Annotated in this window: 26 protein-coding genes; 14 read left to right on the top strand and 12 right to left on the bottom strand. The window is 57.5% G+C overall.

Annotated features, from left to right (window positions below):
• Positions 1–13: 13 nt before the first annotated feature.
• The 4 genes from B5G03_RS14525 to B5G03_RS14510 all read right to left on the bottom strand — a co-directional run bounded on the left by B5G03_RS14525 (position 14) and on the right by B5G03_RS14510 (position 4472).
• Complete coding sequence (locus B5G03_RS14525; RefSeq protein WP_087182401.1) at positions 14–724, bottom strand: response regulator transcription factor; 711 nt, start codon at positions 722–724, stop codon at positions 14–16.
• Positions 725–818: 94 nt separating this feature from the next.
• Entirely contained in the window at positions 819–2126 is a 1308-nt protein-coding gene (locus B5G03_RS14520; RefSeq protein ID WP_087182400.1) for an ABC transporter permease, read from the bottom strand.
• The gene (locus B5G03_RS14515; RefSeq protein WP_087182399.1) at positions 2113–2841 is read right to left on the bottom strand and encodes an ABC transporter ATP-binding protein; all 729 of its coding nucleotides are present in this window, start codon (positions 2839–2841) and stop codon (positions 2113–2115) included. The genes B5G03_RS14520 and B5G03_RS14515 overlap by 14 nt, the downstream gene beginning before the upstream one ends.
• A complete protein-coding gene (locus tag B5G03_RS14510) occupies positions 2838–4472 on the bottom strand; it encodes an efflux RND transporter periplasmic adaptor subunit (protein WP_087182398.1) in 1635 nt (544 codons plus the stop codon). Before B5G03_RS14510 ends, B5G03_RS14515 begins: the two co-directional genes overlap by 4 nt.
• 257 nt (positions 4473–4729) lie before the next feature.
• On the opposite strand from B5G03_RS14510, the gene B5G03_RS14505 reads away from it, so the two are divergent.
• The gene (locus B5G03_RS14505; protein ID WP_087182397.1) at positions 4730–5305 is read left to right on the top strand and encodes a chromate transporter; all 576 of its coding nucleotides are present in this window, start codon (positions 4730–4732) and stop codon (positions 5303–5305) included.
• Positions 5305–5877 (top strand): chromate transporter, encoded by a 573-nt coding sequence (locus B5G03_RS14500; RefSeq protein WP_087182441.1) that lies wholly within the window; start codon positions 5305–5307, stop codon positions 5875–5877. Before B5G03_RS14505 ends, B5G03_RS14500 begins: the two co-directional genes overlap by 1 nt.
• A 51-nt stretch (positions 5878–5928) precedes the next feature.
• Here the strand turns inward: B5G03_RS14500 and B5G03_RS14495 are convergent, their stop codons facing one another.
• Together B5G03_RS14495 and B5G03_RS14490 are read right to left on the bottom strand one after the other, a co-directional pair.
• The gene (locus tag B5G03_RS14495; RefSeq protein ID WP_087182396.1) at positions 5929–6249 is read right to left on the bottom strand and encodes a DUF1904 family protein; all 321 of its coding nucleotides are present in this window, start codon (positions 6247–6249) and stop codon (positions 5929–5931) included.
• 37 nt (positions 6250–6286) lie between these two features.
• The gene (locus tag B5G03_RS14490; protein WP_087182395.1) at positions 6287–7738 is read right to left on the bottom strand and encodes an alanine/glycine:cation symporter family protein; all 1452 of its coding nucleotides are present in this window, start codon (positions 7736–7738) and stop codon (positions 6287–6289) included.
• Between the two features lie 149 nt (positions 7739–7887).
• On the opposite strand from B5G03_RS14490, the gene B5G03_RS14485 reads away from it, so the two are divergent.
• From B5G03_RS14485 to B5G03_RS14455, 7 genes are all read left to right on the top strand, one after another.
• Positions 7888–8535, top strand: coding sequence for an HAD-IA family hydrolase (locus B5G03_RS14485; RefSeq protein ID WP_242962476.1), 648 nt, complete (start codon positions 7888–7890; stop codon positions 8533–8535).
• Positions 8536–8570: 35 nt separating this feature from the next.
• The gene (locus B5G03_RS14480; RefSeq protein ID WP_087182393.1) at positions 8571–10208 is read left to right on the top strand and encodes a GDSL-type esterase/lipase family protein; all 1638 of its coding nucleotides are present in this window, start codon (positions 8571–8573) and stop codon (positions 10206–10208) included.
• Between the two features lie 109 nt (positions 10209–10317).
• Positions 10318–11280, top strand: a complete 963-nt coding sequence (locus B5G03_RS14475) for an NAD(P)H-dependent glycerol-3-phosphate dehydrogenase (RefSeq protein WP_087182392.1) — start codon at positions 10318–10320, stop codon at positions 11278–11280.
• A 72-nt stretch (positions 11281–11352) separates the two neighbouring features.
• Positions 11353–11679 carry a hypothetical protein gene (locus B5G03_RS14470; RefSeq protein WP_087182391.1) on the top strand — a complete coding sequence of 109 codons (327 nt, stop codon included), beginning with the start codon at positions 11353–11355 and terminating at the stop codon, positions 11677–11679.
• Positions 11680–11837: 158 nt separating this feature from the next.
• Positions 11838–12578, top strand: a complete 741-nt coding sequence (locus B5G03_RS14465) for a YjjG family noncanonical pyrimidine nucleotidase (RefSeq protein ID WP_087182390.1) — start codon at positions 11838–11840, stop codon at positions 12576–12578.
• A complete protein-coding gene (locus B5G03_RS14460; protein WP_162613427.1) occupies positions 12544–13491 on the top strand; it encodes an alpha/beta hydrolase in 948 nt (315 codons plus the stop codon). Before B5G03_RS14465 ends, B5G03_RS14460 begins: the two co-directional genes overlap by 35 nt.
• A gap of 21 nt (positions 13492–13512) precedes the next feature.
• Positions 13513–15405, top strand: coding sequence for an ABC-F family ATP-binding cassette domain-containing protein (locus B5G03_RS14455; protein ID WP_087182388.1), 1893 nt, complete (start codon positions 13513–13515; stop codon positions 15403–15405).
• Between the two features lie 109 nt (positions 15406–15514).
• Here B5G03_RS14455 and B5G03_RS14450 read toward each other — a convergent pair whose 3' ends face one another.
• The 5 genes from B5G03_RS14450 to B5G03_RS14430 all read right to left on the bottom strand — a co-directional run bounded on the left by B5G03_RS14450 (position 15515) and on the right by B5G03_RS14430 (position 21173).
• Positions 15515–17197: an ATP-binding protein gene (locus B5G03_RS14450; RefSeq protein WP_087182387.1), complete on the bottom strand. Its 1683-nt coding sequence runs from the start codon at positions 17195–17197 to the stop codon at positions 15515–15517.
• Positions 17194–17871 carry a winged helix-turn-helix domain-containing protein gene (locus tag B5G03_RS14445; RefSeq protein WP_087182386.1) on the bottom strand — a complete coding sequence of 226 codons (678 nt, stop codon included), beginning with the start codon at positions 17869–17871 and terminating at the stop codon, positions 17194–17196. The genes B5G03_RS14450 and B5G03_RS14445 overlap by 4 nt, the downstream gene beginning before the upstream one ends.
• A 140-nt stretch (positions 17872–18011) precedes the next feature.
• Entirely contained in the window at positions 18012–19169 is a 1158-nt protein-coding gene (locus tag B5G03_RS14440; RefSeq protein WP_087182385.1) for a DHHW family protein, read from the bottom strand.
• Positions 19170–19182: 13 nt separating this feature from the next.
• Entirely contained in the window at positions 19183–20610 is a 1428-nt protein-coding gene (locus B5G03_RS14435; protein ID WP_087182384.1) for an MBOAT family O-acyltransferase, read from the bottom strand.
• An 80-nt stretch (positions 20611–20690) separates the two neighbouring features.
• Complete coding sequence (locus B5G03_RS14430; RefSeq protein WP_087182383.1) at positions 20691–21173, bottom strand: DUF4358 domain-containing protein; 483 nt, start codon at positions 21171–21173, stop codon at positions 20691–20693.
• A gap of 214 nt (positions 21174–21387) precedes the next feature.
• Between B5G03_RS14430 and B5G03_RS14425 the strand changes: the two genes are divergently transcribed.
• Positions 21388–21918, top strand: a complete 531-nt coding sequence (locus tag B5G03_RS14425; RefSeq protein ID WP_087182382.1) for a Gx transporter family protein — start codon at positions 21388–21390, stop codon at positions 21916–21918.
• Between the two features lie 141 nt (positions 21919–22059).
• A complete protein-coding gene (locus B5G03_RS14420) occupies positions 22060–22599 on the top strand; it encodes an NADH peroxidase (RefSeq protein ID WP_058963037.1) in 540 nt (179 codons plus the stop codon).
• A 64-nt stretch (positions 22600–22663) separates the two neighbouring features.
• Here B5G03_RS14420 and B5G03_RS14415 read toward each other — a convergent pair whose 3' ends face one another.
• The gene (locus B5G03_RS14415; RefSeq protein WP_087182381.1) at positions 22664–23377 is read right to left on the bottom strand and encodes a DUF421 domain-containing protein; all 714 of its coding nucleotides are present in this window, start codon (positions 23375–23377) and stop codon (positions 22664–22666) included.
• 168 nt (positions 23378–23545) lie between these two features.
• Here B5G03_RS14415 and B5G03_RS14410 point away from each other — a divergent pair, with 168 nt between their 5' ends.
• The 3 genes from B5G03_RS14410 (at position 23546) to groL (ending at position 26835) form a co-directional block, all read left to right on the top strand.
• Complete coding sequence (locus B5G03_RS14410; RefSeq protein WP_087182380.1) at positions 23546–24526, top strand: diacylglycerol/lipid kinase family protein; 981 nt, start codon at positions 23546–23548, stop codon at positions 24524–24526.
• Between the two features lie 318 nt (positions 24527–24844).
• Complete coding sequence (locus B5G03_RS14405) at positions 24845–25132, top strand: co-chaperone GroES (RefSeq protein WP_058963032.1); 288 nt, start codon at positions 24845–24847, stop codon at positions 25130–25132.
• Between the two features lie 71 nt (positions 25133–25203).
• The gene (gene groL / locus B5G03_RS14400) at positions 25204–26835 is read left to right on the top strand and encodes a chaperonin GroEL (protein WP_087182379.1); all 1632 of its coding nucleotides are present in this window, start codon (positions 25204–25206) and stop codon (positions 26833–26835) included.
• Positions 26836–26977: the final 142 nt, after the last annotated feature.

Here is a 26977-nt window from a genome sequence, read left to right as displayed (position 1 = left end):
AAAATAACTGGATTTAGTGCGTTTCCACCGCTTCAATTTTATATCCCAACCCTCTCACTGTTTTGATGAAGCACGGATGACGCGGATCATCCTCGATCTTGTCCCGCAGTTTGGAGATGTGCACCATCATGGTGTTTTCGTCGCTTTCAAAGTAGGCTCCGCTCACTGCCTCGTAAAGCTGAACCTTGGTGAAGATGCGCCCCGGCGAGCGCATCAGGCAGCAGAGTATCTTATACTCGGTGGGGGTCAGGGCGATGGGCGCGCCGTTTTTGGTCAGACTCATGGCGTCCAGGTCCAGCCGCAGCGGGCCCAATAAAAGTACATTGCGGCCGGGAAGGGTAGGGGGAACGGGGTTCAGCTGGTAAAACCGGCGCAGATTCGCCTTGACCCGTGCGATGATTTCCAGCGGATTGAAAGGCTTGGTCAGGTAGTCGTCCGCTCCAAGCTCCAGGCCCAGGATTTTGTCGTTGTCGGTGTTCTTTGCGGAAAGAATCAGAATCGGCATGTTGCTGATGGTCCGCAGTTCGCGGGTAAGCTCGTAGCCGTTCATGCGGGGCATCATGATATCCAGCACCGCCATATCGATGGACTCGGTGCGGGCCAACTCCAGAGCAGCTGCGCCGTCCGGAGCGCAGAGCACCCGGTAACCGCTGCTTTCCAGATACAGCTTGACCAGAGTGGTGATATCCTGGTCGTCTTCCGCGATCAAAATGGTGTGCGGCATAAATCGTGACCTCCGTTTGAAAATCGGGCCGGAGCCATTGCTCCGGCCCGTTACTTTTATTGTACATCAGACGGCTGTCTGTGAAAAGGAAAAATTATTCGTAGCGCAGCGCATCGATGGGGTCCAAGCGGGCGGCACGCTTGGCGGGGTAGTAGCCAAAGAACACGCCGATGGCCATGGAGAACAGCACAGCCACCAGCGCGGCGGCTAGCGAGGGTTTGACCGGGTAGTGCATCATCATGGCGCCGGCGCTGCCGAGGCCCACGCCCAGGATTACGCCGATCAATCCGCCAATCAGACAGATGATGATTGCCTCCACGATGAACTGGAACAGGATCACCCGTCCCTTTGCGCCCAATGCCATGCGTACACCGATCTCACGGGTTCGTTCGGTTACCGAGACCATCATGATATTCATTACACCGATGCCGCCCACCAGCAGGCTGATGGCTGCGATGGCGCTGATGCCCAGCTTCACGCTCTGGGTCATCTTGTTCATGGATTTCACGATGTCGTCCAGGCTGGAAACCGAGACGGTGAAATTGGGGTTGTGGCTGTAGAAGCTGTTGAAGAACTCCCGGGTGCGGTCCATAAAGATCTGGTTGTTCACATCCTCCCGGGACTGCAGGGTCACGGTCTGGTAACCGCCGTCCCGCTGCAGCAGCTGAAAAGCGCTGCCCACCGGGATATAGATGTTGGTATCCAGATTTCGGGTCACGGTCTGGCCTGCTGGCGGCTTGTACTCGTAGACTCCCACGATATAAAGCCGCAGGGGAATGCCGGAAGCATCGGTTTTGAAGCTTTTTCCCAGCGCGCTCTCCGGAGTGGCCTTGTTACCGAAATATTGGGTAACAAAGCGGTCGCTCACCACGGCCACCGCCCGGTGATTGACGCTGTCTGCATCGGTAACGAAGCGTCCGGCCAGCAGGGTCATTTTGTCCAGAGTCAGCTGCCCGGGAGAAACGCCCATCAGCTGGCCGGAAGCCTTGTGACGGCCGGAAACAGCGTTGATGGTGCCGAAGCTTTCGTTCACAGCCAGCGCCTGCAACTGGCTGGCAAATTTCTTTTGATACTCCTGCAGCATGGCATCGCTGATAAGGTCACTGGCAGAAGGTTCCTTGTATTCAAATGACTCCAGCGCCTTGTCCATTTCCTCACTGTCCTCAAACGAAAAGGAGCCGGATGCAAAAGGGTCATCCTTCTGCACCACAGACAGGGTCACATTTCGTGCGCCGAAGCCGGACATCTCCTTGGCCAGCGAGCCGGAAAGGGAATCGCCCACTGTGATGATGGCGATCACCGCGCTGATGCCGATGATGATGCCAAGCATGGTCAGCAAAGCGCGCATCTTGTTGGCTTGCAGGCTGGTGAGCGCCAGGCGTACATTTTCAAAGATCGACATGGCCATACGCCTCCTTTCGCTGGTCGGAGATGATGTTGCCGTCCCGCAGGGTGATCACCCGGGGGCATTCGGCGGCCAGCTCCTGGCTGTGGGTAATCAGAACGATGGTCTTACCCTGCTGGCGGTGCAGGGTGTGGAAAATATCCATCACGTGGCGGCTGGTCTCGGAATCCAGCGCGCCGGTGGGCTCGTCCGCCAGCAGAATGGCCGGGTCGTTCACCAGGCTTCGGGCGATGGCCACACGCTGCTTCTGACCGCCGGACAGCTCGTTGGGCTGGTGAAAGCGGCGCTGCTCCATGCCAACCATGGCCAGCAGCTCCCGGGCGCGCTGTTCCCGCTGGCGGGCGCCGACCCCGGCGTACAGCATGGGCAGCTCCACGTTCCGTTGGGCGGTGGTGCGCCCGATCAGGTTAAAGTTCTGGAATACAAAACCGATCTTTTTGTTGCGCACCTCGCTCATCTCATCCCGGCTGGCCCGCTGAACGTCCACGCCGTCCAGCCGGTAGGTGCCCGCGGTGGGCTGATCCAGCACCCCGATGATGTTCATGAGGGTGGACTTGCCGCTGCCGGATTCACCGACGATAGCGACGAATTCACCGGGATACACGGCCAGGTCAATGCCGTGAAGGATCTCCAGTTCGTTTTCCTTGCCCACGTTGTAGGTTTTTACAATGCCCTGCATCTCGATCAGCGGGGCCTGGAAGGACTGGTTCATTCCGCCACCTCCCCGGTGGAAGCGCTGGCGGAGCTGTCGGTGCTGGCACTGTCTGCGCCGCCCATGGGCACGGGTGCGCCGGTGTCCGGCATCTGGGAAGCGTCGGCCAGGATTTCCAGGCCGTCCTGCAGGGAAGTACCGCTGACCTCTACTGCATAGTCGTTCTTCATGCCGGTGGTCACGGTCACAGGGGAGAATGCGCCCTCACCCTGGCGGGCATAGATCACGTCCTGGCCGTCATCGCCGGGAGCTACAGCATCCAACGGTACAGAGTAGACGTTGCTCTTGGAAGCCAGAATGATCTCAGCCTTGGCTTTGCTGCCGATGAAGATGCTTTCCGGCGTCTGGATGGCGATGTCGGCCGCAAAGCCGGACGAGGAGCCGGTGCTCTCTCCGTCGCCGCTTCCGGCGGTGGGGGAGATGCGGGAAACCGTGCCCCGGATCTCACCGCTGGCAGCGTCGCTGGTGATGGAAGCAGGCATGCCCACCTGCACCTTGTTGATGGCGTATTCCGGAATGCTCACCGAAAGCACCAGCTGGTCGGTGGACTGAATGGTGGCCACATCACCCTTGCAGATGCTGCCCACATTCACCTTCAGATCGGTGATCTTGCCGCTGGTCTCAGCCTTCAGGATAGTATCCTCCAGGCTCTTTTTCAAATCGTCCAGAGCTTTGCTGTCCACGCCCTTCTGCAGCTGCTTTTCCGCTTCCTGCAGGGCAGAGAGCGCGGTGTTGATGGTGGTGTCACAGGCATCCAGGGCCTGGTAACGGGCAGAATCCGCCTGCTTGTAGGCGCTTTCGGCGGTGTCCCTCTCCGCCGCGGCTGCGTCATAAGCCTGCTTGGCGGTGTTGTAGGCCTGGGTGTAGCTGTCGTAGCTGTACAGGGTGCGTGCGCTTTCCAGAGCGGTGTTTTTTTCGTTCAAGGTCTCGTCCGCCTTCTGGTAGGCAAGATAGGCATCGCCCTCGGTGGCGCCGCCTGCGGCGATCCAGGCGTCGTAGGCCTTCTGCCGGGCATCTGTCGCGGCGTCCACATCCTTCTGAGCGCTGGCGACGGCCTTCTCCATTACCTCGTAGTTGGCTTTCGCAGCGTCATAGGCAGGGGTCACGGCACTCAGGGCCTCAGAGGCACGGTCCCGGGCGGCGCGGGCAGCATCGACCAGCGTGTCCTGATTTTTCTTTTCGTTGTCCTTGGCGCGGCGGGCCTCATCCACCTGAGTGACCGCTTTGTTGTAGGCCTCTTGCAGGCGCTGCTTCTCCTCGCCGATTTCCTTTTCCTTGTCCTGAATGGCGCGGCGGATGTCCGCATCGTCCAGAGTGCAGATCACGTCGCCCTTGTTCACGTAGTCACCCACCTTCACATTCAGGGAGGTAACTTTGTTGCTCAGACCGGTGGTCACCGAGGAAACCTGTGCGCTTTGTACGATGCCGGAAACGTTCACCGACTCGTTCAGGTCCTCTTTTTTCAGGAACACAGTGCGCGCATAGGACAGGTTTTCCGCTGTGTTATCCTTTGAAGCGGACATCCGGACACGCAGCGCGACTGCACCGCCTGCCGCCAGAATAGCCACGGCCAGGATAGCAGCTGCCGCGCGCTTGTGCTTTAAAATGGGGGAGAATATCTTGATCGCCATATCGCTTCGACTCCTTTTTGTGTGGTTGCTTTCTACAGCAAAAAGGATACCGCAGCAATCTTTAGCAGGCCTTTAAAAAAAGCTTAAGATTTATAAAGATTTGGCGCCCGCCGGGCTTGCCGGGCAATGGCTGCAAAACGGGCATGCCGGTGCGGCGCCCTCGACGCTCTCTATGATACTTCGAGAAAATATTTTCAATATTGCTGCGAATGTGCTATCATGGTACAGTGAAAATAAAAGAGGGAGGGTTCTGTTCAATGAAGAATGTAAAGATCCTGACGGATCTTTTTCTGACCTTTATGCAGGTGGGTGGTCTGACCTTCGGTGGCGGTTATGCCATGCTGCCGATCCTGCAGCGTGAGGTCGTGGAAAAGCGGGACTGGGCCACCGATGAGGAGCTTGCCGATTATTTTGCGGTGGGACAGTGTACCCCCGGTATCATCGCGGTGAATACGGCCACCTTTGTGGGACAGAAACAGGCGGGCATCCTGGGCGGCATTGTGGCAACTTTGGGCGTTGTAGCCCCTTCGCTGGTGATCATCTCCATTCTGACCGGGTTCATCAACACCTTCGCGGAGCTGGCGGTGGTCAAAAATGCTTTTGCGGGCATTCGGGTATGCGTCTGTGTGCTGATCTTCAATGCGGTGTGCAAGTTGTGGAAGGGTTCTGTCAAAAGCAAGCTGGCGCTGGCAATTTTCGCGGTGGTTACGCTTGGCTCTCTGTTCTTTGATCTTTCGCCGGTTCTCTTTGTTGTGGTGGCTGCTGTGCTGGGCATCGGTCTGGAGCAGTTTGCCCCGGCAGCCCGGAAAAGCACAAAGGAGGGAGAGGTATGATTCTGCTGCTTCGGCTTTACTGGGAGTTCTTTAAAACCGGCCTGTTCGCGGTAGGCGGTGGACTTGCCACGCTGCCCTTTCTTTCCCAGATGGCAGACAAAACCGGCTGGTTTACGCAAGGCCAGCTGATGGATATGGTGGCGGTGTCGGAATCCACCCCTGGCCCCATCGGCATCAACACGGCTACCTATGTGGGCTTTACCACCAGCGGCGTTCCCGGTGCGCTGGCGGCGACTCTGGGCCTGGTCAGCCCGTCCATCCTGATCATTCTGGTCATCGCCTCGTTCCTGAAGGCGTTCCGCTCCAACCGTTTTGTGGAGGGCGTGTTCCGCTGTCTGCGGCCGGCGTCCACCGGGTTGATCGCAGCATCCGGTCTTTCGGTGGCTGCCATTACCTTTTATACGGCTGCCCCGGAGGGGCTTCTGGCAGGAATCCAGTGGAAGGCGGTGGTACTGGCGGCAGTTCTGGTACTGGCCACGCGGGTGATTCCGCAGACCAAAAAGCTCCACCCGGTGGTCTGGATCGCCTTGTCCGCTCTGGCGGGAATCGTGTTCTCCTTCGCGAGAGTATAATAAAAAGAAAAATGCGCAGCTTTTTGAAAGCTGCGCATTTTTTTGTCCGGATCAGACCTCAAATTCGTAAAAGCGGTCCGGCTGCAGAGTGGTGAAGATCACCTGCACCAACGTGTAGCCCAGTTCAAAGGCGGTGTCTCGCAGAATGGCGGCAACCTCTTCCCGTACCTCGTCGGCCCGATCAAACCAGGAAACCTCGATGATGGGGAACCCGGCAGTCTGCTGGCCGCCTGCATAGAAGGTGGTGGGAACGAGCTCGAAAATCAGCCAATCCTCCGGGCATCCGATGGCCGCGGAGAGCTTTTGGCTCAGAGCAGGGGTAACGGTCTTCATTTGCTGGTCGGTGAATCCTTTTACAGTGATCTGCGGCATAACAGGTCGCTCCTTTTGTTTGTTTTCCTTTATTTTATCACACAGAAGTCTTCTCCGTACAGCGGCGTTTTTCCTTCACCCGAAAAAATCGCCTCGTTTCCCGGAAGACCTGGGGCGAAAGCCAAAGAACCGCCAGCAGGTTCGGAGGTACCATCAGCCCATTGAAGGTGTCGCTGATCTGCCATACGAGATCCAACCGGCTCACACAGCCGATCACGATGCACGCCAGATACAACAGCTTATAGGGCACGAGCGCTCCCGGGCCGAACAGATATTCCACCGCCCGTTCGCCGTAATAGCTCCAGCCCAGCAGGGTGGAGAAGGCAAACAGCATCAGGCTGACCGCGATCAGTACCCCGCCGCCCGGGCCGAAGACCGAGCGGAAGGCGTCGGCGGTGAGCGCGGCTCCGTTGGGCAGGGAAGAAAAGGCTTCGGTCCCGAGCGCGGCGGAATAACGAGCGGGATCGTATACGCCGGAACAGAGGATGGCAAGTGCGGTGAGGGTACACATGAACAAAGTGTCCACCGCCACTTCGAAGATTCCCCACATGCCCTGGACCACCGGTGGGCTTCCGGCGGCGGAGTTGGCCATGACAGACGAACCAAGCCCTGCTTCATTGCTGCTGACTCCACGGGCTACGCCCACGCGCAGCGCCTGCTTCATACCGTAGCCCGCCAGTCCCCCGAGCCCTGCCTGAACGCAAAAGGCCTGCTGCAAAATACTGTGCACTACCGCCGGAACCCGATGCCAGTTGGCCAGGATTACGCATACCGCCGCCGCAGTGTACCCAACCGCCATGAAGGGGACCAGCCGCTCGGTGATTCGCCCCACACGATGGATGCCGCCCAGCATCGCAAAGCCCACTGCGCCCGCAACGGCCAGACCGGTAAGCAGCGGGGGAACGCCGAAGACATCCTGCAGGCCGGTGGCAATGGAATTTGCCTGGGCCATGTCGCCCATACCCAAAGAGCCTAAAATGCAGAAGAAGGAGAACAGCAGCGCCAGCCACCGGCAGCCAAGACCCTGTTCGATATAAAACATCGCTCCGCCAATTGGTTCGCCCTTGGCGTTTTTGCCCCGGTAAAGCCCGGCCAGCAGGTTTTCTGCATAGCCGGTCATGGTGCCGAAAAAAGCCGAGATCCACATCCAGAACACCGCGCCTGGACCCCCGGCGGCAATGGCCGTGGCCACACCGGCAATGTTGCCGGTGCCCAGCGTGGCGGCCAATGCGGTGCAGGCGGACTGGAACCCGGTGATGCCGCCTTTTTCCTTCCGAGGCTGGCCGCTTTTGCTGTGAAACGAGGCGCCCAGAGTGCTGCACCACCACAGGCGTATGCGGCGCAGCTGAAAAAATCCGGTCCCGAAGCTGAACAAAAGCCCGGATAAGGCCAGCAGAAACAGGGTGGCCGGGCCCCAGGCAAACCGGCTCAGCAGGGCGTTGCACCAGCGCAGCCAGCCGGAAAAATATTCCGTGATCAGATTCCCCATAGAGAGCTCCTTTTTGCAGGTTTTGCCACAATATATGCGCGGCTTTTGCCAAAGCAGAACCCAAAACCGGCAAAAAGACGGCGGGTGGATTGTAGCGGCGGTATTTTGGTGGTATAATAGATAAAATTGTGTTTAAGGATGGTGCAGTTGTGGCACGATATGACGCAGTATTGTTCGACGTGGACGGAACTTTGATTCATTCCAGCCCGGGAATCCTGGCAACAATGGAATATACTTTCCGGCAGATAGGCATCGACCCGGCCGGCATCGACCTTACCCGGTATCTTGGCCCGCCGCTGCGGCGCAGCTTTGGCGAGCATTTCTCGGACGAGGCCATGGTGGAAAAGATGGTGGATATCTACCGCACCCGCTATGCGGAGGACGGCTGCCACCACTGCCAGGTATTCGAAGGGGTGCGCCCCATGCTGGAGCGGCTGAAGGCTGCCGGCATCCGGCTGTATACCGCCACCTCCAAGCCCACGGTGGTGGTCACGCCGATCCTGCAGGAGCAGGGCCTGGCGGACTACTTCGATTTTATCGGCGGCGCCAGTGAGGACAAAAGCGTGGACACCAAAACCGCAGTGATGCGTCTGGTGCTCGCCCGGCCCGAGCTGGAGGGTGCCCGTGTGCTGATGGTGGGCGACCGGAGCGACGATATGAAGGGGGCCGCAGACTGCGGCGTTCCCGCAGCGGCAGTGATGTACGGCTACGGCAGCGAACAGGAGCTTGCTCCCTTTGCGCCGGCGCTGATGGCGAAGGATTGCCAGCAGCTGGCCGATTACATATTAAATGATTGATCAAAAGACCTTATGACCGAAAAGGAGGCAGACTCATGGCTAAGAAAAGAAGAAATTCTTCTAATCTCAGCTTAACCCCCAAGCAGAAGCAGGCAGCCCTGGTGCTGGCCATTTGTGCGCTGGTGCTGATTGTGACCATTGTGGCGGTGGTGATCATCGTAAACACCTCCCACAAATCGAAGGACACTTCCAGCGGTTCCACCAGCTCTTCTCAGGCTGTGCTGGATTCCGGCTTCGATGCCAACGCCTACGGCGACACCGTTTTGGGCGAGACCGACGACGCGGGTCAGTCCTACATTGATGAGACGATCTTTGTGGGCGATTCCAACACCTACCGTTATTATCAGAACGGCCTGCTGTCGCTGGATCAGGTAATGGCCGTGGAGGGCCTGGGTATCCAGCAGCTCACCACCGACAAGTCCATCTATTTCAAGAACGACAGCACCGCATATTCCATTCCCGAGGCGCTGGCCAAGATGAAGCCCCGCCGGATCATCGTGATGATGGGCACCAACAATGCGGACGGCAGCATGAGCGCGGACAGCTTCGCCAGCAGCTATGAGTCGGCACTGAACGAGATCGTAACGGCTTATCCCTACTGCGATGTGATCGTGGCGGCTGTTCCCCCCATTCCGGAGGACCACAGCAACTATCCCAACATGAGCCAGGAGACCATCAACGAGTTCAACCTGGCTCTGGTGAAGATGTGCCAGAAGAACGGTTACAAGTTCCTGAACATCTCCGAGCTGCTGATGGGCGAGAATGGCTACGGTCAGGACCGCTACTACCAGCAGGGCGATATCCATCTGAAGAAGGATGCCCTCAACGGCATCATGGATTATGCCCGCACCCACGCCTGGACCGGCACCGAGGATCGCCGCCCGGATACCGACAACATCCCCACCCGGGTACGCAACGGCGGTACCTCCGGCAACTCCAATCAGGCAACAGCAACTCCGGACCCGAATGAGACCTTTACCGCCCAGTACAACGTGGACAAAAACGTTGGCGGTACCCTCACTAGCGGGGATATTTCCGGCAAAACCACTCTGAAATTTGAAGATCTGACCAAGAACGACAGCGTTACCGTGAAGGCGGTTGCCGCCGACGGCTACGAGTTCGTGAAATGGAGCGACGGCAACACCAGCCCCACCCGAACCGACAAGAACTTCAAGCAGAATGTGAACGTGACCGCTATGTTCAGCGCCAAGCTGAGCATCTCCTTCCAGGAGGGCAGCTCCGCCACCATCAAGGAGGGTGAGGGCTACACGCTGCATATCAATGCGGTTGGCGGCAATGTGACCGACGACAACGTGCAGTGGACTGTGAACGGTGAGAAGGTCAAGACTGGCTACAGCTACGGCCAGAGCAGCTGGAAGGCAGGCACCTATGACATCACTGCGTCCATCAATGTGAACGGTAAGCTTTCTTCTGCCACCTTCAAGCTGGTGGTAGAGGCCGCGCCCACTCCGGCGCCCACCGCCGCACCCACGCCCAAGCCCACTCCGGTGCCCACCGCCGCACCTACGCCCAAGCCCACTCCGACGCCTACGCCCAAGCCCACCCCGGAGCCGACTGCTGAGCCTACTCCACAGCCGACAGCGGAGCCCACTCCGGAACCCACTGAGGCACCGGTCAGCCCCTCTGAACCCACCGAGGGCGGCGAAGGCTAAACTGAATCCCATTCCGGCGCACATTCGCCGGTAAATACGACCAAATGACCCGCTCTGCCCGGCAGGGCGGGTCATTTTTATGAAAAACAAAACGAAAGGACGCTCTGTTATGAAACTGACTGTATTGGGCTGCGGCCGTTGGGGCACCTTCCTGGCCTGCTACCACAGCGCGCGCAACGAGGTGATGCTCTGGGGCCGCCCCGGTTCCCGGGCAATGGCACAGCTGAAGGCCGAGCGCAAAAACTCCTATATCGAACTGCCGGAGCAGCTGCGCCTCACCGAAGATCTGGCCGGAGCGCTGGAATTCGCCGAGGCGGTGATCATTTCCATCAGCGCGCAGCAGCTGCGAGACCTTGCCAAGAAGATCCAGGCGCTGCCGGTGGCCGGCAAAACCTTTATCCTCTGCATGAAGGGCATCGAGGTGGAAAGCGGTAAGCGCTTGACCCAGGTGTTCCGGGAAGAGGTGACCCAGCCGGTGCGGCTGGCCGTTTGGGTAGGCCCCGGCCATGTGCAGGACTTCTCCGCCGGAATCCCCAACTGCATGGTGGTGGATTCGGACGAGCCGGAGACCACCGACTACGTGGTGGAAAATCTGAGCAGCGATCTGATCCGCCTGTATAAGGGCCGGGATCTGATTGGTACTGAGGTGGGCGCTGCGGCCAAAAACGTGATCGGCATCGCCGCAGGTATGCTGGACGGCATTGGCTACTCCAGCCTGAAGGGCGCACTCATGGCTCGCGGCGCACGGGAGATCGCCCGGCTGATCCGTGCCATGGGCGGAAATGAGCTGTCGGCCTATGGTCTGTGCCATCTGGGTGATTATGAGGCCACCCTGTTCTCTGCCCACAGTCACAACCGCCAGTTTGGCGAAAGCTTTGTGAAGGGGGAGCATTTTGATCATCTGGCCGAAGGTGCGCCCACGGTAAAGGCGCTGGTCAAATTGGGGGAGGAACACGGCGTGGACCTGCCCATCTGCCAGACCATCTACAGCATGCTGTATGAGGGCTGCAGTGCCAAGGGTGCGCTGCCCCGCCTGTTCCAGCGCACTGTGAAGGGCGAGTTCGATTACTGACCCGCTTGCCTCCATGCACAGAGTAAGCCCCCGCCGCATACAATGGCGAAAAAAGGGGAGGTGCTTTGTAGCATGGCCAGTTGTTTTGACATTAGCATCATCGACGCCTGGAACACCGGCGCCGAGAACGTGACCGACGGCAGCGTGGACGATTACGATTTTGATTGGGGAAGCGAGGAAACCCCCTCCTGCGGTTGTTGCAGAACCTGCCGCACCTGTCAGCCGGTGGAGAATCCTTCCTGCAGGTGCCGCGAAGATTGCTGCACCTGTCAGCCGGTGGAGGACTCCACCTGTGGCTGCCGCAGACACTGCCGTACCTGTCAGCCGGTGGAGGAACCTCCGGTTGATGAGTGTGTGACAGAAGAAAACGGAGAGGATTACCCGGTGGTCCAGCTGTAACAGAATGTATCAAAAGGGCAGAGCCAGGCTCTGCCCTTTTGATGTGTATTGCTTGACGAAGCGGTTAGAATAAGGGATAATAAAAGGTACGATACATCGGCAGCCCGCCGCGCGCGGCAGGGCAGCAGACCGAATTTTATAAAGGGAGAAAACGACCCATGGCACATTATTATTGTTTGTTGTTGGATATGGACGGCACGCTGCTGGACTTTGAGGCAGCGGAGCACAAGGCAATCCAGGAGACGCTGGAGCATTTTGAACTGCCCAGCGATCACGAGACCGAGATGCTCTATGTGGAGATCAACAAGGAGCTTTGGGCCGCGCTGGAGAAGGGCCAGATCAAGCGGGACAAGCTGGTGGTGGAGCGATTCGCCCGCCTTTTGAAAAAGCTGGAGCGGAAAGGCTCTGCCGCAGAGATGAGCGCCTATTACCTGGACCGGTTGGGCAGCCATCCGGACCTGGTTCCCGGTGCGCTGGAGGCTGTGCGGGAGCTTTCCGAGGTGGCGACCCTGGCGATCGCTTCCAACGGCGTGGCCAAGGTACAGGTCAGCCGCCTGCGGGATTCCGGCCTGGAGCCCTATATGGATGAGGTGTTCGTCTCCGAGAAGATGGGCGTGGAAAAGCCCAACCGCCGCTTCTTTGAGCAGGCCATTCGCACTCTGGGCATTGAGCACCGGGACCGGGTTCTGGTGGTAGGAGACAGCCTCAGCGCCGACATCAAGGGCGGCCAGAACGCCGGGCTGGCCACCTGCTGGTGTAACTTTCACCAACAGCCCGAACCGGAGGAGGGCAATAAGCCTACCCATATCATTCACAATTGGCAGGAACTGTATTCCATCGTGATGGAGGAGGATGAGCTGCAAAATGTCGGACTTAAAAACCGAAAGCATCAGTTTTAAATCCAGCAACGGTAAGGACGCCATCGCCGGATATTTCTACACCATGCCGGGCATCACGCCCAAGGCAATCCTGCAGATCAGCCACGGCATGTGCGAGCACATCGAGCGCTACCGGGAGTTTGCGGAGTTTATGGCGCAGCATGGCTTTGTGGTATGCGGCAACGACCACCTGGGCCACGGAAAGACCAGTGGGGAAGAGGGCATCGACGGATACTTTGGCGAGAAGGATGGGCGCTTTTATGTGCTGCGCGACCTGCACACCATGAATCTGCTTGCCCGCAAACGGTATCCGGACCTTCCGCTGATCCTTCTGGGGCACAGCATGGGCAGCTTCTTTGCCCGCTGGTTCGCTGCGGAATACCCGGACGGAATGGACGCGCTGATCATCAGCGGCACCGGTGGGCCGAACCCGCTGGTGAACGTGGGAATCCGTCTCAGCGGGTGGATTTCCTCTGTGAAGGGTTCTTCCTTTACATCCAAGATGGTAAATAAATTAGCCTTCGGAACCTACCTGAAAAAGGTTCCCAATCCCCGTACTCCCTACGACTGGATCAGCCGGGACGAGCAGATCGTGGACCGCTACAGCGCAGATCCCAAATGTACCTTTGTGTTTACCGTGAGTGCCTTCCATGAGCTGTTTTCTACCCTGAAGCAGGTGAGCAGCCTGCAATGGGCACAGAAGATCCGCCGGGATCTGCCCGTCTGGCTTTTCTCCGGCGACATGGACCCGGTGGGCGATTACGGCAGGGGTGTGAAAAAAGTGGCGGAAATGCTGCGTCAGTCCGGTGTAAAGGATGTTCGCCTTACACTGTATCCGGGCGGCCGTCACGAGATGCTGAACGAAACAAATCGCCGACAGGTCTATCAGGACCTGTTGGCCTGGGCCGAAAAATGCCTGGAACGGAAGGAATAAACGAGAGTAGTAAGGAATCATATGCTCATATCATTACAGAACTTAGGAAAAAGCTTTGGCGACACCGTGGTTTTGCACGACATCAATGCCACGGTGGAAAAGGGTGAGCGCATTGGTATCGTGGGCGAAAACGGTGCCGGTAAAACCACTCTGCTCAAGTTGCTTTGCGGCGAGTATCTGCCCGATGAGGGCGAGTATCAGATCAGCCGCGGAGTGACTCTGGGCTATCTGGAACAAAACAGCAAGCTGGACCCCACCCTGGATGTGTACGGCGAGATGCGCAGTGCCTTTGCGCCGGTGCTCAGCGCCATGGAGCAGATGCAGGTGCTGGAAAACAAGCTGGAAAAGAACCCCGGCGACGAGCAGCTGCTGGCCAAGCATGCGGAGCTTTCGGCAGTGATCGACGCGGCGGACGGATATCATATGGACATCCAGATCAAGAAGGTGCTCAGCGGCATGGCCTTCGGTCCGGAAACCTACACCAAGGGCGTGTCGGTGCTTTCCGGCGGTGAGCACACCCGGTTGCGTCTGGCGAAGCTTCTGCTGCAGGGGCCGGATCTTCTGATCCTGGACGAGCCCACCAACCACCTGGATTTTGCCACCATGGAATGGTTGGAGGAATATCTGAAAGGCTATTCCGGTGCGGTGCTGGTGGTCAGCCATGACCGCTATTTCCTGGACTCGGTCTGTACCCGAATCTGGGAGGTGGAGGATCATCAGCTCACCAGCTATAAGGGCAACTATTCCGCCTATCTGCCGCAGAAGGAAGCCGCGGTGGCACTGCAGCAGAAGCAGCACGACGCGGATGTGGCCAAAGCCCAGAAGCTGGAGGATTACATCGCCCGTAACCTGGTGCGTGCCTCCACAACCAAAATGGCTCAAAGCCGCCGCAAGCAGCTGGAGAAAATGGAAATTACCGAAAAGCCACGCAGCGGGCCCCAGCAGCTGAACTTCAAATTTGAGTTTGATGTTACTCCTTACAAGGAGCTGCTCACCATCAAGAACCTGAGCGTGAAAATCGGCGAGCGGGTACTGCTGCATCCCTTCGACCTGCAGGTGCTGCGCGGAGAACGGCTGGTAATTGCCGGTCCCAACGGTGCGGGCAAATCCACGCTGATGCAGGTGCTGGATGGCAAGCGTAAGCCCTCCGGCGGTATGGTACGTCTGGGTGCGGGCGCAAAGGCCAGCATTTTTGAACAGCAGCAGATGCGCCGGGGTGGCCGTGTGATCGACGCCATTTGGGATAAATGGCCCCGTTTCACCGAGCTGGAGGTGCGCAACCACCTGGCCCGTTTCGGGTTCCGTGGTGAAGAGGTGTTCAAAAGCTGCAGCGCTCTGTCCGGCGGCGAGCTTGCCCGGCTGCGTTTTGCGGAGATTGTTCTGGAACGGCCTAACCTGCTGTTCCTGGACGAGCCCACCAACCATCTGGACATCTATACCCGTGAGAGTCTGACCCAGGCTCTGATGGCTTATGAGGGCACCCTGCTGCTCATCACCCATGACCGCTATCTGATGAACAGTCTGGAATGCCCGATCCTGTATGTGGAGGATGGGAACGCGACCCTTTATCCCAGCTATGAGCGGATGATGCACCGGGAAGACCCGGCCGCTGCCGCTCCCAAGGAGGAAAAGGAGAAGGCCCCCGCAGGCAAAGCAGCCTACGGTAAGGAGCAGCGTCGGCGTAAAGCGGAGCTGCGCACCCGTATTAAAGCCGTGGAGGACGAGATCGAGACTCTGGGCGCACACATCGTGGAGCTGGAAAACGAGATCGCCAGCCCGGAGGTGCTGCGGGACCATGTGCTGCTGCGGGACAAGTGCGACGAGCTGGAAGACAGCCGGTTCCATCAGCAGGAGCTGTTCGACGAGTGGGAAAAGCTGCTGGAAGAGCAGGAGCAGTACGAACAGGCGGAATGACGCCATTTCGTATCCCGATTTTCATAAAAGCAAAAAAAGAACGCCCACGGCATATCTGCCGTGGGCGTTCTTTTTTATCGAATTAGTTGGCGCATATGAGAAACCCGGCTCAGTCCTCTTCCTGATTGTGGACTTCCCGGTTGGGCGGGAAGATCAGCCGGATGCTGGTACCCTTGCCGGGGGCGCTTTCCAGTTCGATGCGGGCGTTGTGATAGGCCGCGCTGTGTTTCACGATGGAAAGGCCCAGACCGGTACCGCCGATGGCCTTGGAGTGGCTTTTGTCCACACGGTAGAATCGCTCGAATACCCGCTCATGGTCCTCCGTGGGAATACCGATGCCGTCATCCTTTACGGTAAGGGTGGGCCCGTCCGGGGTGTGTTTCACGCTGACCCATACATGGCCGCCGGGCTTGTTGTATTTGATGGCGTTGTCACACAGGTTGAACAGCATCTCATCCAATACCGGCAGCACACCCTCGATCACCACCGGTTCGCCCTCTACCTGCAGCGTTACCTGCTGCTTTGCGGCGGGATTTTCCAGCTGAATGCGGGTGTTCTGGGCCAGTTCCAGCAGATCTACCGGGGCAGCGGTGTAGGGGATGGAGTTTTCATCCAGCTGCGACAGCTTGATGATATCACCCACCAGATGGATCAGCCGCTGGGATTCATCATAGATCTTTCCGGCAAAATGGGGTACGTCGTTGGGGTCCACCAGGCCACTCTTCATGATCTCCGCGATTCCGGAGATAGAGGTCAGCGGAGTTTTCAGCTCGTGGGAAACGTTGGCGCTGAACTCCCGGCGAAGCGTTTCCCGCTCCTGCTTTTCGGTCACGTCCAGAAGCACGATTACCGTGCCGGTGAGCTGATCCTGCTGGTAGACCGGGTTGGCGAACAGCTGGCACATCCGGCCGAACAAGGGAATCAGGGTTTCGGTGTGCTGGCCCTCCAGTGCGTCCCAAATGGCGATGTTCAGCTCCTCAATGGGGCTGTGGGTCATATCACGGCCCATCAGAGGGGCTTCCGCATGGAGCAGCTGTCCGGCGCTGGTGTTGTGGGAAAGTACGGTGCCGGTACGGTCCAGCACCAGAAAGCCCTCTTTCATATTTTCGGTGATGGAGGCAAAACGCTCCTGCTGCTCGCCCAGCTCCATCAGCTGAGCCTTGATCTGGCGGTTTTGGTGGTTCAGCCGCCGCAGAAGGGGAGTGAACTCGTCGTAATCCTCGGGCACCTGTGGATGCTCCAGATCGATCTCATTCAGCGGCCGGGTCAGCCGGTGAGAAACCTTGTAGGAGATCACAGCCGAAAGCACCGTGCCAAAGGTGAGAATCAAAAGAATCGGCTGGATCAAAAGCAGGAAGATGCCCATGCTGGAATAGTGGGTACAGGCGATGCGCAGCACATCGCCGCTGGGCAGCAGAAGCGCCCGGTAGAGAGTCTTTTCCTGCAGGGTGGTGGAATAGCGCACACTTTCGCCGGTGCCGGAGGCAAGCGCTTGCTTGACTTCCTCGCGGTCAGCGTGGTTTTCCAGCGTGGAGGCATCCAGTGAACTGTCGTACAAAACCGTGCCGTCGGCATCGATCAGGGTGATTCGGCTATTACCCGGGTCAATGGTGGAAAGAAAGTCCTCGCCGTATTGGGACACCCCGCGGGAAAGATATCCCAGTTCGGTGGAAAGCTCGGTGGCCAGCTGCTGCTCAAAATAGGGCATCAGAATGGCGATCAGGATAATCATTCCCACCAGAAGGGTGGACAGAGTAACCGTAAAAATGGCGCTGAAGATCCGTTTTGTCATACGCCGTTCTCCCGAATCCGGTAGCCGGTCCCGCGCACGGTCTCAATGTAGCTGCCGCATTCGCCCAGCTTCTGGCGCAGCGTCCGGATATGTACGTCCACCGTGCGGCTTTCCGCCTCGAAGGTGTAGCCCCAGATCTGATTGAGCAGCTTTTCCCGGGTGAACACGATGCCGGGTTGCTGCATCAGAACGCTGAGCAGCTCGAACTCCTTGTGGGTCAGAGAGATCTCTTCCTTGTTCACCAGCACCTGATGGCGGGCGGGGAAAAGCTCGATCTCACCCACCTGGTACTCGTCAGGGGTGGTATGGGGCTTGGCGCGGCGTAGCAGAGCATTTACCCGGGCCACCAGTTCCATCATACCGAAGGGTTTCGGAATGTAATCGTCGGCACCGCTGTCCAGGCCGGTCACCCGGTCATACTCGCTGCCCTTGGCGGTGAGCATGATCACCGGTAGCTGGCTGGTGGCGGAATTTGCCCGCAGGCGCTTCAGAATATGGATGCCGTCCTCTTCCGGCAGCATGATGTCCAGCAAAAGAAGATCCGGCATCTGCTTTTCCATCTCGGCCCAGAACAGCGAGGGCAGGTCAAAGCCCTTGGCCTCATAGCCGGAACGGTTCAGGGTATAGGTAACCAGCTCCCGAATGCTGTTGTCGTCTTCCAGAATATAGATCATAGGTTTTCAAGGCCTCCTCAAAATCGTTGCTCATGTTAAGTATAAAACATCTGGGCAATGTTTTCATTAAGTTCAATGTAAAAACTACGTAAAAACGGAGGGGCAATACGCCCCTCCGTTTACGATACTATGCAGCTTTGTCAATTGGGAATATTCAGGCAGCTCAGGAAGGTGCTTTCCTTGAAGGACTGGAAGTTGAACAGCAGCAGTACCTCGTCGTAGCCCTCCTGCTGGGCAAAGTCCGCCACGCTCAGGCCAAAGCCACGGGGGTCGATCACTCCGATACGGGCGTAGTTCGCGGTCAGATAGGGGATAAAGCTGTTGGCGTAGCTGTCCTTTACCACCAGGATACTGCCCTCGCCATCGCCCTCAATGGTGGAGTAGCCGTTGTTGCCATACAGGAACATAGCGTATTTGTCGCCCTGCTCCAGCTTGGACTTGTCGTACATGGTGGCGGTGAAGTTTTCGGTCAGCTCAAAGGTGGGGGAGACGTTCCACACGGTCATGGCGTTGGGCAGGTCCAGATACGCGATGCTATCCGGCTTGCTCTTCCAGTACAGCGCCTTGGAATAGGTGGTGCCGTAGAAATCGGGCACGATGGTGTAGTTGCTCTCGGTCACCTCCATGGGAGTCAGGCCGCGCAGCTGGCAGAACTGCTGGTAGGCCAGATATGCGCCGTAGCTTGTCCAGTGATGGTCGGTGTCGTAATACAGCTGAACGTCATCCTTGGCCGCGGTGAAGGAATCCCGCAGATCCAGGCTGTCAGCCTCGCTCACGGTGGAGAAAATCCCATCCAAACGGGCGTTCTCGTCCAGCATGGGAGTGTTGGCGGGCAGCTCTTCCGCATTAATCACACTGGAGGAGGGGGCCAGCAGGAAGGTAACCTGACCGGGGAACTTTTCGATGAATTGCTGTACCAGCGTGGTGTTCTTCTGCAGCAGCTTTTCTTCGGTGGGGGTCAGAGCGAACATCTTGGTAAACAGCGCGTCGTTTTTGCCGATCATCGCGCCGCCGATCTCTTCCTTCTGGAACAGCAGGCTTTCGCACAGGCTCTGAGCCTTCAGCCAGCTGTCGCGCACGATCACCTGATCCTTGGTGTACTCACCGTATTTGGCGGTCCATTCATTTTTCACCAGGCTGGAGAAGCTGAAGTCAGGGAATTGAGCAAGCGGCCGACGCTCCAGCTCGGATTCCGCACGCTTGGGCCAGAGCCCGTCAGCAATCATAAAGCAGAAAATAAACAGGAAAAACAGCACCAACAGGGGATACTGCTTCAGCTCTTTCAATTTTTCTTTCATGCGATCCCCTCCCTTAGAAACGGAAATACAGGAACGGGCTGTTGGTGGACGCCACAATGTAGGCGATGCACATCAGCAGCAGGGCGAATACCACAACGATCTTGAGCACCGTGTGCTTTTTCAGCCAGTCGTAGATGCGCAGGGGCACCGGGGTGCAGCAAATGATCGCCACCACCAGCAGTACGCCATAATTGCGCAGGAAATACAGGCAGGAAACACCGCCGGAGGGAATGAACAGCTTCTGAATCAGCAGGGCCAGGCCCACGCCGTCTTCGTTGCCCACAAACAGCGCCCAGCCCACGGCCACCAGCAGCAAGGTGTAGATGTGGGGCCAAATACGGGCGGTCTGGAGCTTCTTGAGCAGGAAGATCTTCTCAATGGCCAGCAGGATGAAATAGTAAATGCCCCAGAAGATGAAGTTCCAGTCGGCGCCGTGCCAGATGCCGGTCAAGGTCCAGACCACGAACATGTTGAAGATCTGGCGTTTCAGGCCCCGGCGATTGCCGCCCAGGGGGATGTACACATATTCCCGGAACCAACCGGACAGCGTCATATGCCAGCGCCGCCAGAAATCGGTGATGCTGCGGGCAATATAGGGCATATTGAAGTTCATGGGGAAATCGAAGCCCAGCATCTTGCCCATACCGATACCCATCAGCGAGTAACCGGAGAAATCAAAATACAGCTGCAGGGAATAGGCCAGTAGACCCAGCCAGACCAGCGGTGTGCTGGCGTTCGCCAGTCCCACGCCCGCCGAGGTGAGAACGTGCTGGTCGTTGTAGGTGCCGATAATGTCATACCACAGCTTGCTCACGGTGTCCGCAATCAGGACCTTTTTGGCCAGACCAAATACGAACAGGCAGATGCCCTCTTCGATCTGTTTCAGGCGGTAACGATTTTCGTATACATGCAACTGAGCAGCCACGTCACGGTATTTCACGATGGGACCTGCAATCAGCTGGGGGAACATAACCACATACGCGCCGAAATCAATGATATTGTGCTCAGCCTTCACATCCCGGCGGTATACGTCGATGGAGTAGCTCATGGTCTGGAAGGTGTAGAAGCTGATACCCAGCGGCAGAACAGTAGCCGCTTCCACCATACCGATGGAAAGCCCGGTGACCGCATTGATGGTGCTGATGATGAAGTTGGTGTACTTGAAGAACACCAGCATGGACAGGCTGCCCACAATGGAAACGATCAGGAAGACTCGGCGCATCTTGTCCGAATGATCGAACCGTTCGATGGCAAGGCCGGAGAAATAGTTGATGAGGATCAGCACGACCATCACCGGGAAGAAGCGTACCTCACCCCAGGAATAGAACACCAGGCTGCAGATGAACAGAACCAGGTTTTTCAGCTTGTAAGGTGCAATGTAATACAGCGCCAGCGTGATCGGCAAAAAGCGGAACAAAAACAGAATGGTACTGAACAGCAAGCTTGCGACACTCCTTTACAAAAAAAAGGCCGGTACCGCCGTCTGGTGATACCGGCCAAAAGCATTGTCTTGGTGGGGGATTATTTCAGCGCTTCGTCCAGAGCGGTGTCGATGGCACTGTAGTCCGCACCGTTGGTGTTGGCAACCACCATCACAACGTAGTCGCCCTGCTGTACGATGCGGGCATCCTTGGCAGCAGCTTCCTTGTCGGCAAACTCCGAGTACAGGCCGCCGGTGGAGATGCTGGTCTTGTAGGTTTCCATTTCGGCCTTGACCGCGTCGCCCTTGCCTTCCACAGCCTTAACGGCAACGATCAGAGCGCTGTCGGCCTGGTCGTTGGAAACCTTACCGGCGTACTCTTCGATGTTGTCCTTGGTGAGCAGCATGTCCAGGGTAATGAAGTTGTCGTCCACGTCGCGGGGATTGGCAATGGGGTTCGCGCTCTCCACAGCGGTAACGATGTCGTTCAGATTATATGCTTTGCTGCTTTCCTTGCCGCCACAGCCAACCAGGCCAAGAGCAAGAACGGCGGCAGACAGAGCGATTGCGATAAGTTTTTTCATTGATTCTTCTTCCTTTCCTGGAAAGTTATGTAATTGATTCTATACTATATTAAGTGGAAATGCAAGCTGTACCGGTAGCATTGACGGAAAATTTACACTTTATTCACCGGGGCCGGTTCGGGATGCGCTTGACAGAACCAGCCAGGCATTTTACAATCAAACTGGATTGTTATCGCCTCAAATCGGCACTATATTATAAGGGGAGTTTGAATTCATGCGTTCTTCGCAAAACAAAACAAGACAGATCGCGCTGTCGGGCCTTCTGTTCGCTCTGGCGATGGCCCTTTCCTTTGCGGAATCTGCCATCGCGCCTATGCTGGGGCTCATGCCCGGCGTAAAGATCGGTCTGGCAAACATCGTGGTCATGTATGCGCTGTTTTTTATGGGGGCAAAGCAGGCGTTGAGCCTGGCGCTGCTCAAATCCTTTTTCGTAATGCTTACCCGCGGCGTGGTGGCTGGATTCCTGTCGCTGTGCGGGGGACTGCTGTCGCTGCTGGTCATGTGGGTGCTGTTCCGTTTGTTCGGCAAGCACATCACATACTTTATTCTGTCGGTCTGCGGAGCGCTGGCCCATAACATCGGGCAGCTCATCGGCGCCAGCATCGTACTCAGCAGCACGCTGGCTCTGACCTACGCCCCGGTGCTTATCGTTTCCGGCCTCGCCATGGGCCTGGTGACCAGCTCCAGCCTGTCCGCGCTGCTGCCTGCGCTGGGCCGAATGGGCTTCAATATAAAGAAATTGTAATTTTTTTAAAATAATCTGAAAATAGTGCTTGACGAAACTATACTTTGATGCTATACTTTAACCATAACAAAGAACGGTTCCTATTTACGAGCCGCTTCCGAGTCATTGAGCTGAAATTTAAAATATTGGAGGATGAATACTATGTCCAAGTTTGTTTGCACCGTATGTGGTTACATCGCCGAGGGCGCTGCTCCCGATTTCTGCCCCGTTTGCAAGGCCCCCAAGGATAAGTTCGTTGAGAAGACCGAGAACACCTACGTGACCGAGCACGTGGTTGGCATCGCCAAGGAGGGCGTTCCCGAGGAGATCATCGAGGGCCTGCGCATGAACTTCAACGGTGAGTGCAGCGAGGTTGGCATGTACCTGGCTATGAGCCGCGTTGCTGATCGTGAGGGCTATCCCGAGATCGCCGAGGCCTGGAAGCGCTACGCTTTCGAAGAGGCTGAGCATGCTGCCAAGTTCGCCGAGCTGCTGGGCGAGGTTCTGACCGACAGCACCCAGAAGAACCTGCAGATGCGTGTTGACGCCGAGTGCGGCGCTTGCTCCGGCAAGATGGACCTGGCCAAGAAGGCTAAGGAGCTGGGCCTGGATGCTATCCACGACACCGTGCATGAGATGGCTAAGGACGAGGCTCGTCACGGCCGCGGCATGCAGGGCCTGCTGAACCGTTACTTCAAGTAATTGGTTCCCGGTTACTGACGGAATACAAAAGGGCGTGCAGCTTTTGCTGCACGCCCTTTTTCGCTTATTCAAACCAATCTCGTTCCGGGCGGCATTGCCTGGGGTAAAGCTTTAGTTGACCCTCTGGGCCGTACATGGCCAGAAATACCTCTTTCGGGCTTTTATAGCCCCGGGCCGTCAGCTGCTCCTGCAGCCAGGCAGGATTGTGCCCGATGGACTCCAGATTATCCGCAAGAGGGGAGCCATCCAGAATCAGCGCGCACCAAAGGCCTTCCGGTTGAGGGGAAAGCTGAAGATCAGACGGTGTGGCCGGGCGGAATTGAGCGGCGGGCAGAAAGCTGATTTGTCCGTTGGTCTCCAGAACAGCGGATTCCAGCTGGCTCAGATCAAAATAACCGGCCACACGGCACTGACTCAAAAACTCGTTCAGATCCAGCCTGGCGCGCAGCAGATTTTCGGGATAAAGCCTTCCGTTCTGATACAGCACCACCGGACGGCCATTGAAAAAGCGGCGCAGAGCAATGGACTTGCAGGTGAACCAGTCGATGCACAGTGCAGCGATTCCATAAACAACAGTGGCGGTCAGCGGCTGCCACCAGGCCTCCAGGTCGGTAGCCAGTTCAGCGGCAATGGAACCGATGGTGATGCTGGTTACGTAATCGAACAGGCTCATCTGGCTGATCTGGCGTTGGCCCACCAGTTTGCACAAACCAAACAGGACCACAATGGAAACCAGACTTGTGATGGTGATTTTTCCCACTTCGGTAAAGATCTGCATAGCATCCGGCCTTTCTTGCGGCAAGGAGGCCGCGGTATCTGTTGTGAGTATGAACAAAGCATTCGGGGATTATTCATGAAAAGGAAGACTTGGCGAACCGGACCGGATTTTGTATAATAGGTCCATCATAGTATGGTGCGCGGAAGCGCCGACAGGAGGGCATGGCCGTTGCGGCATGTTTTTATTGTAAATCCCGTTTCAGGGAAGGCAGATGCCAGCGGTTCGCTGGTACCCCAGATCATTCAGGCGGCGGTCCGGCAGGTGGTAGAGTACGAAATCCTGCTGACGGAACGACCCGGCCATGGAGTGGAATTGGCGCGGCAGCAGGCAGAGCAGGGCGAGCCCGTCCGTCTGTATGCCTGCGGAGGCGACGGCACTCTGAATGAGGTGCTGCGAGGCGCTTACGGTTTCGAAAACGCCCAGACAGCCTGTGTGCCTTGCGGAAGCGGAAACGACTTTGTGCGTAATTTCGGGGGCAGCGCTCCCTTTCTGGATCTGGAAAACCTGATTCAGGGCGATGCGGTCCCCATGGATCTGATCGAGACGGATCAGGGTCTTGCAGCCGCGATCTGCTCCGCCGGTTTGGACGCCCAGGTTGCCTACGGCATTCCGAAGTTCCGCCGGATTCCGCTGTGCGGCGGGTCCATGGCCTATAAGCTCTCCATTTTGCAGGCGGTAAGCGGGCCGTTGGGTCACCGGCTGCGGGTCTGTGCGGATGACGAGGTCATTACCGGCGATTTTTTGATGCTGGCGCTCTGCAACGGTTCCACCTACGGCGGAGGTTTTCTGGCCGCTCCCCAGGCCTGCATGAACGACGGCCTGCTGGAGCTGGTCCTGGTACGAAAAATCAGCCGGCTGCAAATCGCCCGCCTGATCGGTGACTATCAAAAAGGCCTGCACATGCAGGGCGGCCAGGTGGCTCCCGCCTACCGCGATATCATCATTGCCAGAAAGGTGCGCCGCCTGCAGCTGGACACACTGGATGGAAATCCCATCGTGGTAACGCGGGACGGGGAATGCGCCCCTTATAACAGCCTGCGGGCACGTGTGCTGCCTGCTGCTGCTCAGATTGTGCTGCCGCGTTCCGTTCTGAGCGCGGAGCTTCCTGCGCTGCGCAGGGATACCGCCTGCATTGAAAGGCTTTCGTAACATCAAACAAAAGGGCAGTGGGAATGGATCGGCTCCATCCTGCTGCCTTTTCTTTGTGCCGGCCGGCGGGGATGGAGGGCGTCAGCAAAGCGGAGGCCGGTATTGCTAAAAAAGAACAAAGATAACATCGAAAAAAGGTGCAGGATAGCACAATGGAATTTCACAAGGGAAAATCATGGTTTGTTCACAAAAATTTTTTTATTTATCCACTTGATTTTTCCGGGAAGAGCGACTAAAATATACATTAGCACTCGGGGAGAATGAGTGCTAAACAAATTGTTATCATTAAATTTATTTTTGAATAGGAGGATATCTTCCATGAAAATCAAGCCTCTTGCAGATCGCGTTGTGATCAAGACCGTTGAAGCTGAGGAAACCACCAAGAGCGGCATCATCCTGGCCGGTTCCGCCAAGGAGAAGCCCCAGGTGGCCGAGGTGCTGGCAGTTGGCCCCGGCGGCATGGTAGACGGCAAGGAAGTGGAGATGATCGTCAAGGTGGGCGATAAGGTCCTCACCAGCAAGTACTCCGGCACCGAGGTAAAGGTGGACGGCGAGGAATGCACCATCGTGCGCCAGAGCGACATTCTGGCCATCGTGGAGGAGTAACCTCCGTTCCTGTTCAACATCGACTGATCGAATGCGCACTGCGCATCCCGCAATAAAAGGAGAGATTCATTATGGCAAAACAGATTCTGCATGGCGAGGCCGCCCGCAAGGCCCTTTCCGCTGGTATTGATACCCTGGCCGATACCGTTCGCATCACCATGGGCCCCAAGGGCCGCAACGTGGTGCTGGGCAAAAAGTTCGGCAGCCCCGTGATCACCAACGACGGCGTGACCATCGCCAAGGAGATCGAGCTGAAGGACGTGTTCGAGAACATGGGCGCTCAGCTGGTCCGTGAAGTGGCCACCAAGACCAACGACATCGCTGGCGACGGTACCACCACCGCCACTGTTCTGGCCCAGGCTCTGGTACACGAGGGCATGAAGAACGTTGCCGCCGGCGCCAATCCCATGGATGTGAAGCGCGGCATGCAGAAGGCCGTGAAGGCTGCTGTATCTGCCTTTGCTGCCAACAGCCAGAAGGTAAACGGCTCCAAGGACATCGCCCGTGTTGCCACTGTTTCCGCCGACGACGCCACCGTGGGTGAGCTGATCGCCGAGGCTATGGAGAAGGTAACCGCCGATGGCGTGATCACCATCGAGGAGAGCAAGACCGCCGAGACCTACTCCGAGGTCGTGGAAGGCATGCAGTTTGACCGCGGTTACATCACCCCCTACATGGTGACCGATACCGAGAAGATGGAGGCTATCATTGACGATGCCTACATCCTGATCACCGACAAGAAGATCAGCGTGATCCAGGATCTGCTGCCTCTGCTGGAGCAGATCGTGCAGAGCGGCAAGAAGCTGGTCATCATCGCTGAGGACATCGAGGGCGAGGCTCTGTCCACCCTGATCGTGAACCGTCTGCGCGGCACCTTCACCTGCGTGGCCGTTAAGGCTCCCGGCTTCGGCGACCGCCGCAAGGAAATGCTGCAGGATATCGCTATCCTGACTGGCGGCCAGGTCATCAGCGAGGAGCTGGGCTACGATCTGAAGGAGACCACCGTTGACATGCTGGGCCGTGCCCGTCAGGTCAAGGTGACCAAGGAGACCACCACCATCGTGGATGGCGCTGGCGCCAAGGAGCTGATCAAGGAGCGCGTGAACCAGATCCGTGCCCAGATGGAAAGCTCCACCAGCGATTTCGACCGCGAGAAGCTGCAGGAGCGCCTGGCCAAGCTGGCCGGCGGTGTTGCCGTGATCCGCGTGGGCGCTGCCACCGAAGTGGAAATGAAGGACAAGAAGCTGCGCATTGAGGACGCTCTGAACGCCACCAAGGCTGCCGTGGAAGAGGGCATCGTGGCCGGCGGCGGTACTGCTGCCATCAACGCCATCCCTGCTGTGCAGAAGGTATGCGACGAGCTGGAAGGCGACGAGCGCACCGGCGCCCGCATCGTTCTGAAGGCTCTGGAGGCTCCTCTGCGCCAGATCGCTCAGAACGCCGGTCTGGAGGGCAGCGTCATCATCGACAAGATCCTGAGCTCCGGCAAGTCCAACTACGGCTTTGACGCTCAGAAGGAGCAGTACTGCGACATGATCGAGGCCGGCATCGTGGACCCCACCAAGGTGACCCGTTCCGCTCTGGAGAACGCCGCCAGCGTTGCCTCCATGGTTCTGACCACCGAAAGCCTGGTTGCTGACGAGCCCGAGCAGCCCGCTGCTGCGCCTGCTCCCGATATGGGCGGCATGGGCGGTATGTACTAAGCTGTATCAAAACCTCATAACCCAAATCATAACCCCACGTTGAACGTGGGGTTTGCAGAACGGCCCTATAAGGGCCATTATTCCAGCAGCACCTAAAGGTGCGTAATGAGCAACGCCAACCGCACTTGGCGTTGCTTTTTTA

Source organism: Gemmiger sp. An50 (genome assembly GCF_002161595.1).
GTDB lineage: Bacteria > Bacillota > Clostridia > Oscillospirales > Ruminococcaceae > Allofournierella.
This window is presented reverse-complemented; position numbering and strand designations above follow the sequence as displayed.